12 protein-coding genes are annotated in these 15,975 nt (G+C 66.9%); 1 reads left to right on the forward strand and 11 read right to left on the reverse strand.

Annotated elements, in window-relative coordinates; genetic code table 11:
* Positions 1-69 precede the first annotated feature (69 nt).
* The 6 genes from gyrA to ligA form a co-directional block, all read right to left on the reverse strand.
* Complete coding sequence (gene gyrA / locus RTX79_RS04310) at positions 70-2,793, reverse strand: DNA gyrase subunit A (RefSeq protein WP_312682075.1); 2,724 nt, start codon at positions 2,791-2,793, stop codon at positions 70-72.
* Positions 2,794-3,019: 226 nt separating this feature from the next.
* Positions 3,020-4,081 carry an S-methyl-5-thioribose-1-phosphate isomerase gene (gene mtnA, locus RTX79_RS04315; protein ID WP_312682077.1) on the reverse strand — a complete coding sequence of 354 codons (1,062 nt, stop codon included), beginning with the start codon at positions 4,079-4,081 and terminating at the stop codon, positions 3,020-3,022.
* 20 nt (positions 4,082-4,101) lie between these two features.
* Entirely contained in the window at positions 4,102-4,797 is a 696-nt protein-coding gene (locus RTX79_RS04320; protein ID WP_428695955.1) for a DUF3011 domain-containing protein, read from the reverse strand.
* A gap of 133 nt (positions 4,798-4,930) precedes the next feature.
* Positions 4,931-5,884, reverse strand: coding sequence for an EF-P lysine aminoacylase EpmA (gene epmA / locus RTX79_RS04325; RefSeq protein WP_312682078.1), 954 nt, complete (start codon positions 5,882-5,884; stop codon positions 4,931-4,933).
* Positions 5,881-6,363 (reverse strand): GNAT family N-acetyltransferase, encoded by a 483-nt coding sequence (locus RTX79_RS04330; RefSeq protein WP_312682080.1) that lies wholly within the window; start codon positions 6,361-6,363, stop codon positions 5,881-5,883. Before RTX79_RS04330 ends, epmA begins: the two co-directional genes overlap by 4 nt.
* A gap of 52 nt (positions 6,364-6,415) precedes the next feature.
* Positions 6,416-8,881, reverse strand: a complete 2,466-nt coding sequence (ligA, locus tag RTX79_RS04335; RefSeq protein ID WP_312682082.1) for an NAD-dependent DNA ligase LigA — start codon at positions 8,879-8,881, stop codon at positions 6,416-6,418.
* Positions 8,882-9,011: 130 nt separating this feature from the next.
* Between ligA and RTX79_RS04340 the strand changes: the two genes are divergently transcribed.
* Entirely contained in the window at positions 9,012-10,133 is a 1,122-nt protein-coding gene (locus RTX79_RS04340) for a pyridoxal phosphate-dependent aminotransferase (protein WP_312682084.1), read from the forward strand.
* Positions 10,134-10,187: 54 nt separating this feature from the next.
* On the opposite strand, the gene zipA is transcribed toward RTX79_RS04340, so the two are convergent.
* The 5 genes from zipA to rpsF form a co-directional block, all read right to left on the reverse strand.
* Positions 10,188-10,925 carry a cell division protein ZipA gene (zipA, locus tag RTX79_RS04345; protein WP_312682086.1) on the reverse strand — a complete coding sequence of 246 codons (738 nt, stop codon included), beginning with the start codon at positions 10,923-10,925 and terminating at the stop codon, positions 10,188-10,190.
* A 108-nt stretch (positions 10,926-11,033) separates the two neighbouring features.
* Positions 11,034-14,537: a chromosome segregation protein SMC gene (gene smc / locus RTX79_RS04350; protein ID WP_312682087.1), complete on the reverse strand. Its 3,504-nt coding sequence runs from the start codon at positions 14,535-14,537 to the stop codon at positions 11,034-11,036.
* Between the two features lie 203 nt (positions 14,538-14,740).
* Positions 14,741-15,193 (reverse strand): 50S ribosomal protein L9, encoded by a 453-nt coding sequence (rplI, locus tag RTX79_RS04355; protein WP_312682088.1) that lies wholly within the window; start codon positions 15,191-15,193, stop codon positions 14,741-14,743.
* 100 nt (positions 15,194-15,293) lie between these two features.
* Positions 15,294-15,524 (reverse strand): 30S ribosomal protein S18, encoded by a 231-nt coding sequence (gene rpsR / locus RTX79_RS04360; protein ID WP_005926280.1) that lies wholly within the window; start codon positions 15,522-15,524, stop codon positions 15,294-15,296.
* An 11-nt stretch (positions 15,525-15,535) separates the two neighbouring features.
* Positions 15,536-15,973: a 30S ribosomal protein S6 gene (rpsF, locus tag RTX79_RS04365; protein ID WP_057508603.1), complete on the reverse strand. Its 438-nt coding sequence runs from the start codon at positions 15,971-15,973 to the stop codon at positions 15,536-15,538.
* Positions 15,974-15,975 lie beyond the last annotated feature (2 nt).

The following is a 15,975-nucleotide window of genomic DNA, read 5'->3' on the forward strand; positions in this document are numbered from 1 at the left end:
TCTTTGCACCCACCTAACGAAAAACGCCGGCACGGGGCCGGCGTCTTCCGTTGACCATGCAGCGCGCGATCAGTCCTGCGACGGCGTGTCGTCCGTTGCAGTCGGGGCAGCAGCGGCCGGCTCGATCGCGGCGGCGTCGACCACCACGTCCTGCTCCTCATCGGCTTCGATGAAGGCATCCATCCGTTCCACCGCCTGCAGCTTCTCTTCCTTGGACAGGCGGATCAGGGTAACGCCCTGGGTGTTGCGGCCGACCCGGCTGATTTCCGATCCACGGGTGCGCACCAGGGTGCCACCGTCGGAGATCAGCAGCACTTCGTCGGCCGGTCCCATCAGCACCGCAGCGACCAGCTTGCCGTTGCGCTCGGTGGTCTGGATGCCGATCACGCCCTGCGTGCCACGTCCCTTGCGCGGATACTCCGGCAGCGGGGTGCGCTTGCCGTAGCCGTTCTCGGTCGCGGTCAGGATGAACTTCATGCCCGCCTCGTCACCGACGTCGGCCACGGCATCGCCGTTCTCCACGCTGGTGTCGTCGACGCTCGCATCATCCTCGTTCTCGTCCTCGATCCCGCCGGCGCTTTCGGCGACGATCAGGCTGACCACTTCTTCGCCCTTGGCCATCTTGATGCCGCGCACGCCAGTGGCGGTACGGCCCATCGAACGGACCTTGTCTTCGCCGAAGCGCACGGTCTTGCCGTTGGAGGCGAACAGCAGGATGTCCTGCGCACCGTCGGTCAGGCCGACGCCCACCAGGGCATCGCCATCGTCCAGGTTGATGGCGATTTTGCCTCGCGCCAGGCGGAAGGCGAACTCACCCAGCGGGGTCTTCTTGACCGTGCCGTTGCGGGTGGCGAAGAACACGAACTGCCCTTCTGCATACTCGCGCACCGGCAGCACCGCCTGCACCCGCTCGCCCGGTTCCAGCGGAATCCAGTTGATGATCGGGCGCCCGCGCGCATTGGAACCGGCCTCGGGCAACTGGTGCACCGGCAGCCAGAACACCTTGCCGGCACTGGTGAAAGTCAGCAGCGTGTCATGCGTGTTGACCAGCCACAGCTGCTCGATGAAATCTTCTTCCTTGGTCGATGCCGCACTGCGGCCACGACCGCCACGACGCTGTGCGCGGTACGCGCTGACCGGCTGGCGCTTGGCATAGCCGGAATGCGAAAGGGTGACCACCACGTCTTCCGGCGCGATCAGGTCGAGGATGTCCAGGTCTTCTTCGCTGTGGCGGATTTCGGTGCGACGTGCATCGCCGAATTCCTCACGGACGTTGATCAGCTCCTCGCGGATCACTTCGAGCAGGCGGTCCGGGTTTTCCAGGATATGGATCAGCCCGGCGATGACTTCCAGCAGCTGCTTGTATTCGTCGGTCAGCCTGTCCTGCTCCAGCCCGGTCAGGCGGTGCAGGCGCATTTCCAGGATCTGCGTGGCCTGCACTTCGGTCAGCTGGTAGCCGCCTTCGATCAGGCCCACGCCCTTGGGCAGGTCTTCCGGACGCGACGCTTCGGCGCCGGCGGCACCGAGCAGCGAACCGACCAGGCCCGGATCCCACACGCGCGTCAGCATGCGCTCGCGGGCTTCGTTGGGGTTGGCCGAGCTCTTGATCAGCTCGATCATCTCATCGATGTTGGCCAGCGCGACGGTCAGGCCTTCCAGCACGTGGGCACGGGCGCGCGCCTTGCGCAGCTCGAACACGGTGCGGCGGGTGACCACTTCGCGACGGTGGCGGACGAAGGCCTCCAGCATCTGCTTGAGGTTCAACAACTGCGGGCGGCCATCGACCAGCGCCACCATGTTGATGCCGAACACCGACTCCATCTGGGTCTGCTGGTAGAGGTTGTTGAGCACAACTTCCGCCGACTCGCCGCGCTTGATTTCGATGTAGATGCGCATGCCGTCCTTGTCGGACTCATCGCGCAGTTCGCTGATGCCCTCGAGCTTCTTTTCCTTGACCAGCTCGGCGATCTTCTCGATCAGGCGCGCCTTGTTCACCTGGTACGGAATTTCGGTGACGATGATCGACTCGCGGCCGTTGTCGGCCACTTCGACGTCCGCCTTGGCACGGATGCGCACGCGGCCACGGCCGGTACGGTAACCGGCGATGATGCCGGCGGTGCCGTTGATGATGCCCGCAGTGGGGAAATCAGGGCCCGGGATGTACTCCATCAGGCCATCGACATCGATCTGCGGATTGTCGATCAGCGCGATGCAGGCGTTGATCGATTCGGTCAGGTTGTGCGGCGGGATGTTGGTCGCCATGCCCACCGCGATACCGGCCGAACCGTTGACCAGCAGGTTCGGGAACCGGGTCGGCATGACCGTCGGCTCGCTTTCCTTTTCGTCATAGTTCAGCTGGAAATCGACGGTTTCCTTGTCGATGTCGGCCATCAGCTCATGCGCGAGGCGCGACATGCGCGCTTCGGTGTAACGCATGGCCGCAGCGGAGTCGCCATCGACGGAACCGAAGTTACCCTGGCCATCGACCAGCATGTAGCGCAGCGCGAAGGGCTGCGCCAGACGGACCAGGGTGTCATACACCGACTGATCGCCATGCGGGTGGTACTTGCCGATGACGTCGCCGACGATACGCGCCGACTTGAAATAAGGCTTGTTGGCATGTGCATTGAGCTCGCTCATCGCGAACAGCACACGGCGATGCACAGGCTTGAGGCCGTCGCGCGCATCAGGCAACGCGCGTCCCACGATCACGCTCATCGCGTAATCGAGGTAACTCTTGCGCATCTCGTCTTCCAGGTTGACCTGGATGATTTCCTTGGCGGATTCTGCCATTCGGGTTCCGTTGTCTGGTAGCGGTCCAGTCCGTCGCGCCACTCCCCTTTCAGGGCGGCAGCGGCGGAATCTCGATTAACTGACCGAGTCTACCACAGCAGGGGAATTTTCTCCCCTGTTCAGCGGGTTTTTACCGGAAGAAATCAGCAACTTAGGGGCCCGTTACCGGCCTGTTGGCCGATTGCCCCGGCTGGCTGGCAGATCCGCTTCGCCGCCCGCTGCAGGATCAGCCGAAGGCGGCCCGCATGTTGGCCACGGTCGGCGCCAGGATCACCCCGCGCTCGGTCACGATGGCGTCGATCAGCTCGCCGGGGGTGACGTCGAACACCGGGTTCCAGGCGGCGATGCCGTCGGCCACGGTGCGGCTGCCGCCGACCCCGTACAACTCGCCGGGATCACGCTGTTCGATCTCGATCTCGCTGCCATCGGCGGTGTCCATGTCCACGGTCGAGGACGGCGCCACCACCATGAACTTCACCCCATGGTGGCGTGCGGCGATGGCCAGCTGGTAGGTGCCGATCTTGTTGGCGGTGTCCCCGTTGGCGCAGATCCGGTCGGCGCCGACGATCACCCACTGCACCGCACCGGTCTTCATCAGATGCGAAGCGGCCGAATCGGCGATCAGCGTGGCATCGATGCCGTCCTGCTGCAGCTCCCACACGGTCAGGCGTGCGCCCTGCAGCCACGGCCGGGTCTCCCCGGCGAACACCTTGGCGATGCGCTGCTGGGCCATGCCGGCGCGGATGACACCCAGTGCGGTGCCGAAGCCAGCGGTGGCCAGCGACCCGGTGTTGCAGTGGGTCAGCACGCCGCTGCCAGCGTCGATCAGGCCGGCACCCAGGGCGCCCATGTGGCGATTGGACGCCAGGTCTTCGGTGGCGATGGCTTCGGCTTCACGTTCCAGCACCGCGTGCCAGTCCGCGCCCGCCGCTGCCAGCACCCGGCGCATGCGCGCCAGCGCCCAGGCCAGGTTCACCGCCGTCGGCCGCGAGGCATTCAGGCGCTGCAGTGCCGGTTCCAGCTTCTGCAGGGCCTGCGGACCGTCTTCGGCCTGCACGTCGCGGGCGGCCAGCACCACGCCCCAGGCGGCGGCGATGCCGATGGCCGGCGCGCCGCGCACGGTCAGCGCGTGGATGGCGCTGGCCACCTCGTCACTGGTGGTGCAGGCCACGTGCTCCACCACGAAGGGCAGCTTGCGCTGGTCCAGCAGTTGCAGGGCATCGCCGGTCCACAGGATCGGGCGGATGTGGTCGTAGCGGGCGTAGTCGATTTCGGTGGGCGTGTTCATGCGCCCATTGTAATGCGCGCTCAGTTCACCGAGAACTCGGCGCGGCAACCGTCGTCCACCCAGATCCCACGCTTGTCCCAGCCCCAGCTGCGCCCTTCTTCGCAGGCACGTCCGGACAGCTGCTTGAGCAGGTTGACGCCGGTGGTGATGGAGGCCCCGCAGAAGCGTCGGCGTCGGTCCTTGGATTCACAGGTGACCCGGCGCGGCGCATCGACGAAGCCACTGCCGTCCACGGCGCCGATCTCGAAATCACCTTCGCAGCCGCGGGTGGTCCAGATTTCGTTGCGTCGGTAACCCCAGCTGTGGCCTTCGCGGCAGGGCATGCGCGAGTTCTGCCGCAGCAACCGCACTGGTGCTCCTTCCAGACGTACCGGACAGCTCTGCGGGCGTCCGTTGGACTCGCAACGCACCACGCGCCGGACAACCTTGGCCGGGGCACCCGGTGCTGCAGCGGCAGCGCCACCGCGTGCGCGGAATTCGCCACGGCAGCCCAGGGTGACCCACACGCCGGAACGGTCGGTACCCCACTCGCTGCCCCGCACGCAGGCGTTTTCCGACAGCTGGCGCACCAGCTCCACGCCGCCTTCGACGTCCATGGTGCAGTGCACCCATCCGAGATCGCGCGACTGGCAACGCACTACCTCGCCGGCATAGCCTCCCTGCCCCTGCGCAGCAGCCGATGGCAGCAGCGCGGTCCAGAGCAGCAGTGCGCCCAGCGAGGCCCCCGTGCTTGCCAACAACTTGTTCAACGACTCGTCCGCCCTGTCATCGTGATTCGCTTGCCACCATGCGGCAACCGGCGTGATAAGAGCATCATCGCCAACGGCCCGCAAGCGTCGGTTACGACGTTCAGGCCCGACTGAAATCAAAGGCGAGCACATCGGCGATCCGCGCCGTACGCCCCATGGCCATCAGCAGCCGGTCCACGCCCACCGCGACGCCGGCACAGGCCGGCATCGCCGGCAGCGCCGCCAGCAGCGCCTCGTCCAGCGGCGGCAGCACGTCACCGCGTGCCTGCCGGCGCCGGTGGTCGGCTTCAAAGCGCGCGCGCTGTTCCTGCGCATCGCCGAGCTCGTGGTAGCCGTTGGCCAGCTCGACCGGCCCCAAATACAGCTCGAAACGCTCCGCGCGCGGCGGTGTATCGTCGCGGATCCGCGCCAGCGCCGCCTGCGAGGCCGGCCAGTCATGCACCACGGTCATCACCGTGTCATCGAAGTGCGGCTGGATGCAGTGGGTCATCAGCAGGTCCAGCCAGTCGTCCCGGCCCAGGCCCGCCGCATCGATCTGGATGCCGGCCAGCGGCAGCCGCAGTTCGGCGATGCTCGCCTCGAACGGATCCACGCCGACGCGCTGCAGGTACAGCGTGCGGTAGTCGATCACCTGCAGGGTCGCCACCCGTCCTACCAGCGCCAGGGCCTGCTGCACCAAGGCGGCCGTTTCGTCGATCAGCCGGTGGTGGTCCCAGCCCACCCGGTACCACTCCAGCATGGTGAACTCCGGGTTGTGGCGCCCGCCGGCTTCGCCATTGCGGAACACCCGGCCAAGTTCGTAACAGTCGCCCACGCCGGCAGCCAGCAATCGCTTGAGCGGGAATTCCGGCGAGGTACGCAGCCAGCGACGGCGCGCACCGGCATCGCGATGGCCGCTGAAATCGGTATGGAAACTGTCGATGTTCGGCTCGGTATTGCCTGCCGCCGACAGGATCGGGGTCTCCACTTCCAGCACCTCGCGCTGGGCGAAGAAGCGCCGCACCATCGCGTTGAGCGCGGCGCGCTGGCGCAATGCCTGCAGCAGCGCGCTCACAGCAGGCCGTCGCGCGGACGGTCCAGCGGCAGGGTCATCAGGTCGCGGGTGTCGTCGATGTAGCCGGTGGCGGTGTAGAGCCGGCGCGCCAGTTCGTTGTGCCGGTTCACTTCAAGCCGCAGGCGCTCGACGCCGCGTGCGCGTGCACGCTGTTCGACGATCGCCAGCGCCTGCCGGCCGCGGCCCCGCCCGCGCACGCCCGGCGCCAGATACAGTTCGTCCAGCAGCGCGAAATGCCCGCCCTGCTCCAGGCTGAAGCCCATCGCGATCACCACGTAGCCGCCGACCGCGCCGTCTTCGTCCAGCAGCATCAGCACCTCGCCATTGCGCGGATCGGCCAGCAGCGCATCAACGCCGCGGCGCACGCGCGCCTCGTCGAACGCGATCTGGTCTTCAATGTAGAACTCGCGCATCAGGGCGATCAACTGCGCTTCATCGGCGCGGGTGGCCATGCGGAAATCCAGCGGGGCGGTCTGCATGCAACTCTCCTTCAAGGGGTACGGCCGGGCAGGCGCCCGGCTTTGATACGTTTCATTCGTGGGCGGCGAGGAAGGCCAGCAGCTGGTCTTCGTCCCACACCGGCACGCCCAGTGACTGGGCCTTGTCCAGTTTGGAACCGGCTTCGGTGCCGGCGACCACGAAACTGGTCTTCTTCGACACGCTGCCGGCAACCTTCGCGCCCAGCGCTTCCAGACGCTCCTTGGCCGCATCGCGGGTCAGCGCGGACAGCGTGCCGGTCAGCACCGCGGTCTGGCCGTCCAGCGGCCCGCCGGCTTGTTCGGCCTGCTGCGGCGCGCGCTGCAGGATCTCCTTCATCTTCGCCTCCGCCTGCAGCAGCAGCTCGCCATGGCCTTCGGTATCCAGCCACGCGGCCAGGCCGCGCGCGGTGTCGTCAGGCAGGCCGGCATTGACGAACTGGCCATGCTCGGCGTCCAGTATCGACGGCGCACTGCTCAATGCGGCGGCAAGCTTTTCCGCACGCAGGCGGGTGATGCCGGGGATCTCCGCTTCCACCAGCAGCTGCGCAAGATCCAGTCCCTCGCGCAGCCTGGCGCTGGGCGGATGCTCATCGGTGATGCGCACCTGGCCGACCTGCAGCAGATCATCGATGGCCTGCTGGTTGCCCTGCTGTTCGAAGAAGTGGCCCAGCGATCGCGCCACTTCCCCGCCAATGTCCGGCACCCGTTTGAACAGCGGCCACGGCAGGTGGCGGATCAGTTCCAGCTCGCCGAACCACTGCGCCAGCGCCTTGGCGGTGCTTTCGCCGACATGCTCGATGCCGAGCGCGAACAGCAGGCGCTCCAGCGTCGCGTCGCGGCTGGCCTCGAGGGCGGCCACCAGGTTGTCGGCCCAACGCGTGGCGATCTTCTTCGTGTTCCAGCTGAAGGTGATCGGCTGGGCCAGTGCCTGCGCACGCCATCGCGCATCGCCTGCGTCCAGTTTCAGCACGGCGGCGAGCACCGCACCGCTTCCCTCAGGCGGCAGGTGCGGGCTGAAACTGGCGGCCAGCGCCGAAGGGTCCTCGGCATCCAGCACCAGCTTCAACTGCAGCAGGGTGTCACGGCTCAGCCGGTACAGATCGGCCACGCCGCGCACGATGCCCGCATCCACCAAGGTCTCGATGTACTTCCCGCCCAGCCCGTCGATGTCCATCGCACGACGCGAAGCGAAATGGCTGATCGCCTCCTTGCGCTGTGCCGGGCAGCTCAGCTCGCCCGAACAGCGCCACGCGATCGCCCCCTCTTCCTGCACGATCTCCGCGCCGCATACCGGGCAATGGGTCGGCATCTTCCAGGGCGTGGTGCCGGCAGGACGGCGGTCGGCGATCACGCTGACCACCTCCGGGATCACATCGCCGGCGCGCCGCACGATCACGCTGTCGCCTACGCGCACGTCCAGCCGCGCGATCTGGTCGGCATTGTGCAGCGTGGCATTGGAGACGATCACCCCGGCCACCGCGACCGGCGCCAGGCGCGCCACCGGCGTGGCCGCCCCGGTGCGCCCGATCTGGATCTCGATGGCCTCCACCGTGGTGCTCTGTTCCTGCGCGGGGAACTTGTGCGCGATCGCCCAGCGCGGCGCCCGTGCGACGAAGCCCATCGCCTGCTGCCCGTCGCGGTCATCCAGCTTGTAGACCACGCCATCGATATCGAACGCCAGCCCGTCACGGCGCTCGCCGATGTCACGGTAATACGCGAGCAGGCCCTGCGTACCGGTGACCACCGCGCACAGCTCGCTTACCGGGAAGCCCCAGCCGCGCAGCTGCTGCAGCGTGCGGGAATGGGTATCGGGCAACTCGCCACCCTCCACCTGGCCGGTGCCATAGGCGAAGAAGCTGAGCCGGCGCTGCGCGCTGATCTTCGGGTCCAGCTGGCGCAGCGACCCGGCGGCCGCGTTGCGCGGATTGGCCAGCACCTTGCCGCCCTGCTGCCGTGCGCGTTCGTTGAACGCTTCGAAGTCGGCGCGTGCCATGTAGACCTCACCGCGCACTTCCAGCACAGCCGGCCAGCCGGCGCCCTGCAACTGGTGCGGGATGTCCCCGATCTGCCGCAGGTTGGCGGTCACATCTTCACCCTTGCTGCCATCGCCACGCGTGGCGCCCTGCACGAATCGGCCGCCTTCGTAGCGCAGGCTGATCGCCAGGCCATCCAGCTTCGGCTCGGCGGAGAAGGCCACGTCCGGCCGGCGCAGCCGCTCGCTGATGCGACGCACGAAGTCGGCGACTTCTTCGTCAATGAACGCGTTTCCCAGCGACAACATCGGCACCGCATGGGTGACTTCGGTGAACCGCGACGACGGACGCGCACCGACCTTCGTGGTGGGCGAGTCGACGGTCGACAGCTCCGGATGGGCCTGCTCCAGCGCCTCCAGCTCGCGCATCAGCGCGTCGTAGTCGGCATCGGGGATCAGCAGTTCATCGCGCTCGTTGTAGGCCGCGTTGGCGCTGGCAAGCTGGCGGCGGAGGGCGTCGATGCGCTGGGCGGGAGTAACGTTCATGCCGATCCGGTAATTCCTGTACAGGCCGCGATTCTACCGTCCACGGCGTATGCTGGACGCGCCGGGACGCGCTTGCAGCACGCAGCGCCCGGCGCTAGCGTGCGATGACCTCCCCTGCCGGATGACCTGCGTGCCCCTGCCCACTTCCCGACGGCGCTTCCTGCAGCTGGCCGGCACCGGCCTGGCCCTGGCCGGCAACCCGCTTGCCGCCGTCGCCGGCACGCCCCGGCCGCTCGCCGCATCGCCGACCCGCAGCGATCCTGCGCCGATCCTGCTCAATTTCAACGAATGCCCGTATGGCCCGTCACCCGCGGCGCAGCAGGCAGCCCGCGACAGCGTGACCGCCAGCGGCCGCTATCAGTTCGCCCTTGCCGGCGAACTGCGCGATGCCTTCGTCGACGGCGAGCAGCTGGATCCGAAGCAGGTGCGCCTGTTCCCCGGCTCCAGTGAACCGCTCAACCGGGCGGCGCTGCTGTGGACCGGCCCGGAGGCCGCGCTGGTGACCGCCGATCCGACCTTTGAAACCCTGGGCGAGATGGCCGCCGCGCGCGGCGCGCGCGTGCACCGCATCGCCCTGCGCGCGGATGGCGCGCATGACGTGCGGGCGATGGTCGACGCCGCCAGGCAGCAGCCAACCGGCCTGATCTACATCTGCAATCCGAACAACCCCACAGGCTCGATCACCCCGCGCGCGGACCTGGACTGGCTGCTGGCCAACAAGCCGGCGGCCACCCGCGTGCTGCTGGACGAGGCCTATCTGCAGTACAGCGAACAGGCTTCATTGGCCAGCGAAACCGGCAAGCGCGATGACCTGATCGTACTGCGTACGTTTTCCAAGCTGTATGGCATGGCCGGGCTGCGACTGGGCGTGGCGATCGCCGCACCGGCGCGGCTGGCGGAACTGGCGACGCTGGGCGACAACCCGTTGCCGGTGCCCGCGCTGGCAGCCGGACTGGCCAGCCTGCGTGACCCGCTGCTGGTGCCGCAGCGCCGACTGCAGAATGCGCAGGTACGCCAGGCGACGATCGCCTGGCTGGGAAAACGTGGTTTCGCCTGCATCCCGTCCGAAGCCAACTGCTTCATGGTCGACGTCGGCCGCAATGGCGCCGAGTGGGTTGCGGCGATGAAAGCGCAGGGCGTGGTGATCGGCCGCAGCTGGCCGATCTGGCCGCAGCGGGTGCGGGTCACCGTGGGTAGCGAAGCGGAGATGGAACGGTTCCGCGACGCCTTCGCCATCGTGGCCGGGCAGTAAACGCCGGCCAAGTTGCGGTACGGGCGCCGCCGTCATCCGGCGGCGCCGCGTGGTCTACCAGCGTGGCGTCTTGGTCAGCGGTGGCGCCTGGTGCTGGCGATCATAGGCACGCAGGTCGTCTCGGATATGCGCGATGCGCTGGCGTCCGAGCGCGTTGCGGCTGTCATCCAGCACCACCGCATCCAGCAGTTCGGCCATGCGCTGCACGGTCGGCAGCATCTTTTCCCAGGCGTCGAGCGCGGTCAGCGGCGCCGGCAGGGTCAGGAAGAAGGCGATTGCCGGGGTTTCCATCTCGCGGATCGTGCCCATGTCGAAGCTGCCCGGCTTCATGATGCTGGCCATCGAAAAGATCGGGCCCCGTTCGGGGTAGCCTTCGACAAGCCGGTGGAAGACATTCATGTGGCCGAACACCAGCCCGGTCTTTTCCGCCGCCACCACGATGTCTTCGCCTCGCAGCTGCTCGCCGGCACGGGCGGCCACGAACAGTGAAACGATCTTGTCGAAATCCTGGCTGGCGCGCTTGCCGAGGTCACTGTTGGCGTTCGCTTCCACCTCTGCCAACCCGGGTTCAGCGGGCTCGCCGTCAACGGCGGGGTTGCGCGGTTCCTCGCCGGGCACATCGACGCCACCGCCGAGTACGGGCTCGCGACGCTGGGCGCCGTCAGCGCCGGCATCGCCTTCGACGCGGCGTCCCTGGCTCTTCTTCCTGGGCCGGCCGAACAACAGGATCGCAGCGATCAGCAGCAGGCCGGCGGTAAGGATGCCGATGCGCAGCAGTGCGGTGTCGGACATTCGGTTGGGTCTCCGGCTAAATACGTTCAGACAAGAATGGCACGATGCAGGTCGTCTTGCACCGGGGGTGGCGCGAATAATGCACCAATCCCCCGTGCACGCGGTGTATCAGGCCGCCCCGGCCAGCCGCGCCGCCTCTTCCAGGTCGACGCTGACCAGGCGACTCACGCCGGGTTCGCGCATGGTGACGCCGGACAGCTGGTGCGCCGCCTCCATCGTCGCCTTGTTATGGCTGACGAACAGGAACTGCACCTTCTCGCTCATCTCCTTGACCATGTTGGCCAGGCGGCCGACATTGGCTTCGTCCAGCGGCGCGTCCACCTCGTCGAGCAGGCAGAACGGGGCCGGGTTGAGCTGGAAGATCGCGAACACCAACGCTACCGCGGTCATCGCCTTCTCACCGCCGGACAGCAGGGAAATGCTGGAAACGCGCTTGCCCGGGGGACGCGCCATGATGGTCACGCCGGTATCCAGCAGATCCTCGCCGGTCAGCTCCAGGTAGGCATGGCCACCGCCGAACAGACGCGGATACAGCGCTTGCACGCCGGCGTTGACCCGGTCGAAGGTGTCCTTGAAGCGGCCGCGGGTTTCGCGGTCGATCTTGCGGATCGCATCTTCCAGCGTCTCCAGCGCGGTATTCAGGTCCAGGTTCTGCGCATCCAGGTACTCCGAACGCTGCGAGGCCTCGCCGTATTCCTGGATGGCGGCCAGGTTGACCGGTTCCAGCCGGCGCATGCGGGTATCGATCTGCTGTACGGTCTGCTCCCAGTCGCCCAGGCGGGCGTCTTCGGGCAGGGTCTGGATGACCTCCTGCAGCACGAAACCGGCCTTCTCCACCGCCGCCTGCAGCTGCTCGGCGTTCAGCACCAGCGCCTGCTGGTCCAGCCGGCGCTGCGAAATGCGCTCGCGCTGCGCCAGCGCCTGTTCGTCACGCTTGTGCCGGGTCTGCTCCAGTTCGCGCAGTTCCACGTCGATGCCGTCCAGCAGCGAACGCGCTTGCGAGAGCATGCCATCGGCGCGGACGCGCTCTTCCAGCGCATGCTGGTGTTCAGCCTGCAGCGATTCCACCGGGGTATCGCCCTCGTCCAGCTGCGCGTGCAGCTCGCCGAGGCGCGAATCCAGCTGGCCGCGCTGGTTGCTCATGCGTTCCAGCGCCTGGCTCAGCGAGGCGACCTGGGCACGCTGCGATTCCAGCGTCAGCGCCAGCGAATGGGCGGCTTCGCGCACGCTGCGGGCCGCATCGCGGGCGCGATCGCGGGCCTCGGTCAGCTGCCGGCGCTCGTTCTCCAGCGCCTGCCGGGTCGACTCCAGGTCGCCCATGCTGCTGACCGCGTCCTCCAGCCGGCCGCGCGCCTCGCGCACCTGCTCGCGGTTGAGCTCCAGGGTTTCCATCAGCTGCACCAGCTCGCCTTCGATGCGGTCGATGCGGCTGCGCGCCGATTCCAGCTTGCCCTGCTGTCCCTGCAGCTGGCCAGCCAGCTCGGACACGCCGCGGTGTGCCTGGTACACGGCACGCTGCACATCTTCGCGCTGCTGTTCGGCGGCAAGCAGCTGGTCACGGAAGCCACCCAGCAACTGCTCCAGTTCGGCCTCGCGCTGCTGCAGCTGTTCGATCTGTTCGCGCAGCGTGTTGATCTCCCGCTCGCGCAGCAGCGCGCCCTGCCTGGCTGCACCCGAGCGCGATACCCGCACCCAGCCGGCGCCCAGGCGCTCACCCTCGCGGGTGATCACCGAATCACCTTCACCCAGCGACGCCTGCAGCGCACGCGCCTGCTCCAGGTCTTCGGCCGCGTGCAGGCGGGCCAGCAGACGGCGGATCGCCACCGGCCCCTGCACCTTGGCGGCAAGCGATGTCGAGGCCACCTGCAACGGCGCTTCCTCGTCGGCCACCAGCGCGATGCGGCCATCACCCAGTTCACCCAGCGCATCCACCAGCTGTTCCGGCGCCTGCACCAGCACGCCTTCGATCAACTGACCCAGCGCACTTTCAACGGCGTTTTCCCAGCCCGCTTCAACCTTCAGCCGCTCGCCCACGCGGCTTGCCGAATCCAGCCCGCGCGCCTTCAGCCAGGCCACTGCGGCACCCTGCTCCTGGCCGAGTGCGGCCTGCTGCAGGGTTTCCAACGACGACAACCGGCCGCGCACGCCGTTGGCCTGCTTGCGCAGCTCGGCCAGTTCGTTCTGCGCGCCGCGCTGGCGCTCCTGCACGGCGGTGACCTCCTGCTTGCGCAGTTCCACCTGCTCGCCCAGCTCATCCAGCGCGGTCTTCTGCGTGTCGTGCTGGATGTGCAGCTGCTCGAAGGCCGCTTCCAGCGCATCCACGTCCAGGCCGGCGCGCTCGGACTGCAGCGTTTCGCGACGACGATCGGCCTCCAGCACCTGCCGGTCCAGGTAGTCCACGCGGGTGCGTTCGACATCGCCGGAACGCGACGCCTCCGAACTCTGGCTGCTGTGCTGCTCCCAGCGCGCCTGCCAGTCACCCAGCCGGGCCTCGGCTTCGCGCAGGCTGTCCTGCTTGATCTCGTTTTCTTCCTGCAGTTGTTCCAGCTGCGGGGTGGCCGCGTCCACCGCTTCGCGCAGCACCATCAACCTGGCTTCGTCGCCGCTGATGTGCTGGCCCAGCTCGGCCAGCGCCTGCTGGGTTTCATCGCGCGCCTTGTGCAGGCGCTGCGACAGTTCGCGCTGGTGCTGTATCTGCTGTTCCAGCCGGGCCAGCATGCTGCCCACCTGGTAGACCTCGGCCTGCGCGGCATTGAGCGCCTCGGCCGATTCCTCGCGACGCACGCGCGCGGTTTCGATGCGGGATTCAGCGTCGCGCTGTTCCGCGATCAGCTGCTGCAGGCGGGTCTCTTCCTGTGACAGGCCCTCGCGCAGTTTGCCCAGCCGGCCATCCAGGCCACGGAACTCCAGCGCTTTCCATTCGGCATCCTTGACCCGGCGCTCTTCCTGCAGGGTCTGGTACTGCTCGGCCTGGCGCGCCTGTCGCTTGAGGTGTTCCAGCTGCTTGCCGATCTCATCGCGCAGGTCACCGAGCCGGTCCAGGTTCTCGCGGGTGTGGCGGATGCGGGTCTCGGTTTCCTTGCGCCTTTCCTTGTACTTGGAAATGCCGGCGGCTTCTTCCAGGTAGACACGAAGGTCTTCCGGACGCGCTTCGATGATCTGGCTGATCATCCCCTGTTCGATGATCGAGTAGCTGCGCGGGCCCAGGCCGGTACCCAGGAACAGGTCGGTAATGTCGCGGCGACGGCACTTGGTGCCGTTGAGGTAATAGTTGCTGCTGCCATCGCGGCTGACGGTACGCTTGACCGATATCTCGTTGAACGAGGCGTACTCACCGGAAATGGTGTGGTCGCTGTTGTCGAAGATCAGCTCGACGGTGGCCTGCGATACCGGCTTGCGAGCGGCAGAACCGGAGAAGATCACATCGGTCAGCGAGTCACCGCGCAGGCGGCTGGCCGAGCTTTCGCCCATCACCCAGCGCACGGCATCGATGATGTTGGACTTTCCACAGCCATTCGGTCCGACCACGCCGGTCATGTTGGTCGGCAGGTGCAGCGTGGTGGGATCGACGAAGGACTTGAAGCCGGACAGCTTGATCGTGGAAAGACGCATAGGGTTTCCGGGCCGGGGCCGTTATGAGGCCTGCATTTACCCGCCAACCCCTTGATCCGGCTGGGATCAGGGTCGTCGGCCGGGCGTAATGCACCGAGTATACCGATGTGGCCGTGTTCTACGCAGGGACTGGCCCGCCGCTAAACAAAACGGGCGCCCCTGCGGGCGCCCGTTCTGGTGATTCCATGCCTTGCGGCGCGGGATCAGGCCTTTTCGGCTTCAACCACGACCTTGACGGTGGTTTCAACGTCGGCGTGCAGGTGCACCAGGACGTCGTACTCGCCAATGTTGCGGAAGGCGCCTTCGCCCAGGATGACTTCGCTCTTGTTGACCGGCAGGCCAGCAGCGGTGAAGGCTTCGGCGATTTCGCGCGCGCCAACCGAACCGTACAGCTTGCCTTCGGTGGAAGCATTGGCCGCGATGGTCACGGACTTGCCTTCCAGCTTGGTCTTGCGGGCTTCGGCGTCGGAGTGGATCGACTCGGCCTTGGCTTCGTATTCGGCGCGCTTGGCTTCGAACTCAGCCTTGTTGCTCTCGGTGGCCGGCACGGCCTTGCCCTGCGGCACGAGGAAGTTGCGGCCGTAGCCCGGCTTCACGTCGACCAGGTCGCCGAGGTTGCCGAGGTTGGTGACTTTCTGCAGAAGGATCAGCTGCATGGTGTTACTCCAGAATGTATTCGTTAGCGAGGCAGGGCCCCGCAGCGGATGGCTGTCCGAATATCAGTGCGGGAGGGCGGCGCGAGGCCGCCCGCCAGCATCAGATGTCGTGGTTGTCGGTGTACGGGATCAGGGCCAGGAAACGGGCGCGCTTGACGGCCGTTGCCAGCTGGCGCTGGTACTTCGACTTGGTGCCGGTGACGCGGCTCGGCACGATCTTGCCGTTCTCGGTCAGGTACTGGCGCAGGGTGTTGAGATCCTTGTAGTCGATCTCTTTCACGCCTTCGGCGGTGAACTTGCAGAACTTGCGGCGACGGAAGAACTTGGACATGTCAGTGCTCCTTAAGCGGCCGAAGCGGCGTCGTCGCCGGCATCGTTGTCAGCGGCGGGGGTGGTTTCACCTTCTTCGTCGTCACGACGACGACGCTCGCCACGCTCGGGCTTGTCACCCTTCTCGTCCTTGCTCTTCATGATCAGCGACTGCTCGGTATCCGGGCCATCGCGCTTGACGACCAGGTTGCGCAGCACGGCGTCGTTGAAGCGGAAGCTTTCCACCAGCTCGCTCAGCACGGCCTGGTCAACTTCGATGTTGAGCATGACGTAGTGGGCCTTCACCAGGTTCTGGATCGGGTAAGCCAGCTGACGACGGCCCCAGTCTTCCAGACGGTGGATGGTGCCGTTGCCGTTCTCGACGAGCGACTTGTAGCGCTCGATCATGGCCGGGACCTGCTCGCTCTGATCCGGGTGGACCAGGAACACGATTTCGTAATGACGACTCATGT

The organism is Stenotrophomonas chelatiphaga, from assembly GCF_032054965.1.
Lineage (GTDB): Bacteria > Pseudomonadota > Gammaproteobacteria > Xanthomonadales > Xanthomonadaceae > Stenotrophomonas > Stenotrophomonas chelatiphaga.

Bases quoted from the DNA above. Each gene is read 5' to 3' on its own strand.
- gyrA (WP_312682075.1), bottom strand. From the start codon at position 2,793: ATGGCAGAATCCGCCAAGGAAATCATCCAGGTCAACCTGGAAGACGAG.
- mtnA (WP_312682077.1), bottom strand. From the start codon at position 4,081: ATGAACACGCCCACCGAAATCGACTACGCCCGCTACGACCACATCCGC.
- RTX79_RS04330 (WP_312682080.1), bottom strand. From the start codon at position 6,363: ATGCAGACCGCCCCGCTGGATTTCCGCATGGCCACCCGCGCCGATGAA.
- ligA (WP_312682082.1), bottom strand. From the start codon at position 8,881: ATGAACGTTACTCCCGCCCAGCGCATCGACGCCCTCCGCCGCCAGCTT.
- zipA (WP_312682086.1), bottom strand. From the start codon at position 10,925: ATGTCCGACACCGCACTGCTGCGCATCGGCATCCTTACCGCCGGCCTG.
- smc (WP_312682087.1), bottom strand. From the start codon at position 14,537: ATGCGTCTTTCCACGATCAAGCTGTCCGGCTTCAAGTCCTTCGTCGAT.
- rplI (WP_312682088.1), bottom strand. From the start codon at position 15,193: ATGCAGCTGATCCTTCTGCAGAAAGTCACCAACCTCGGCAACCTCGGC.
- rpsR (WP_005926280.1), bottom strand. From the start codon at position 15,524: ATGTCCAAGTTCTTCCGTCGCCGCAAGTTCTGCAAGTTCACCGCCGAA.
- rpsF (WP_057508603.1), bottom strand. From the start codon at position 15,973: ATGAGTCGTCATTACGAAATCGTGTTCCTGGTCCACCCGGATCAGAGC.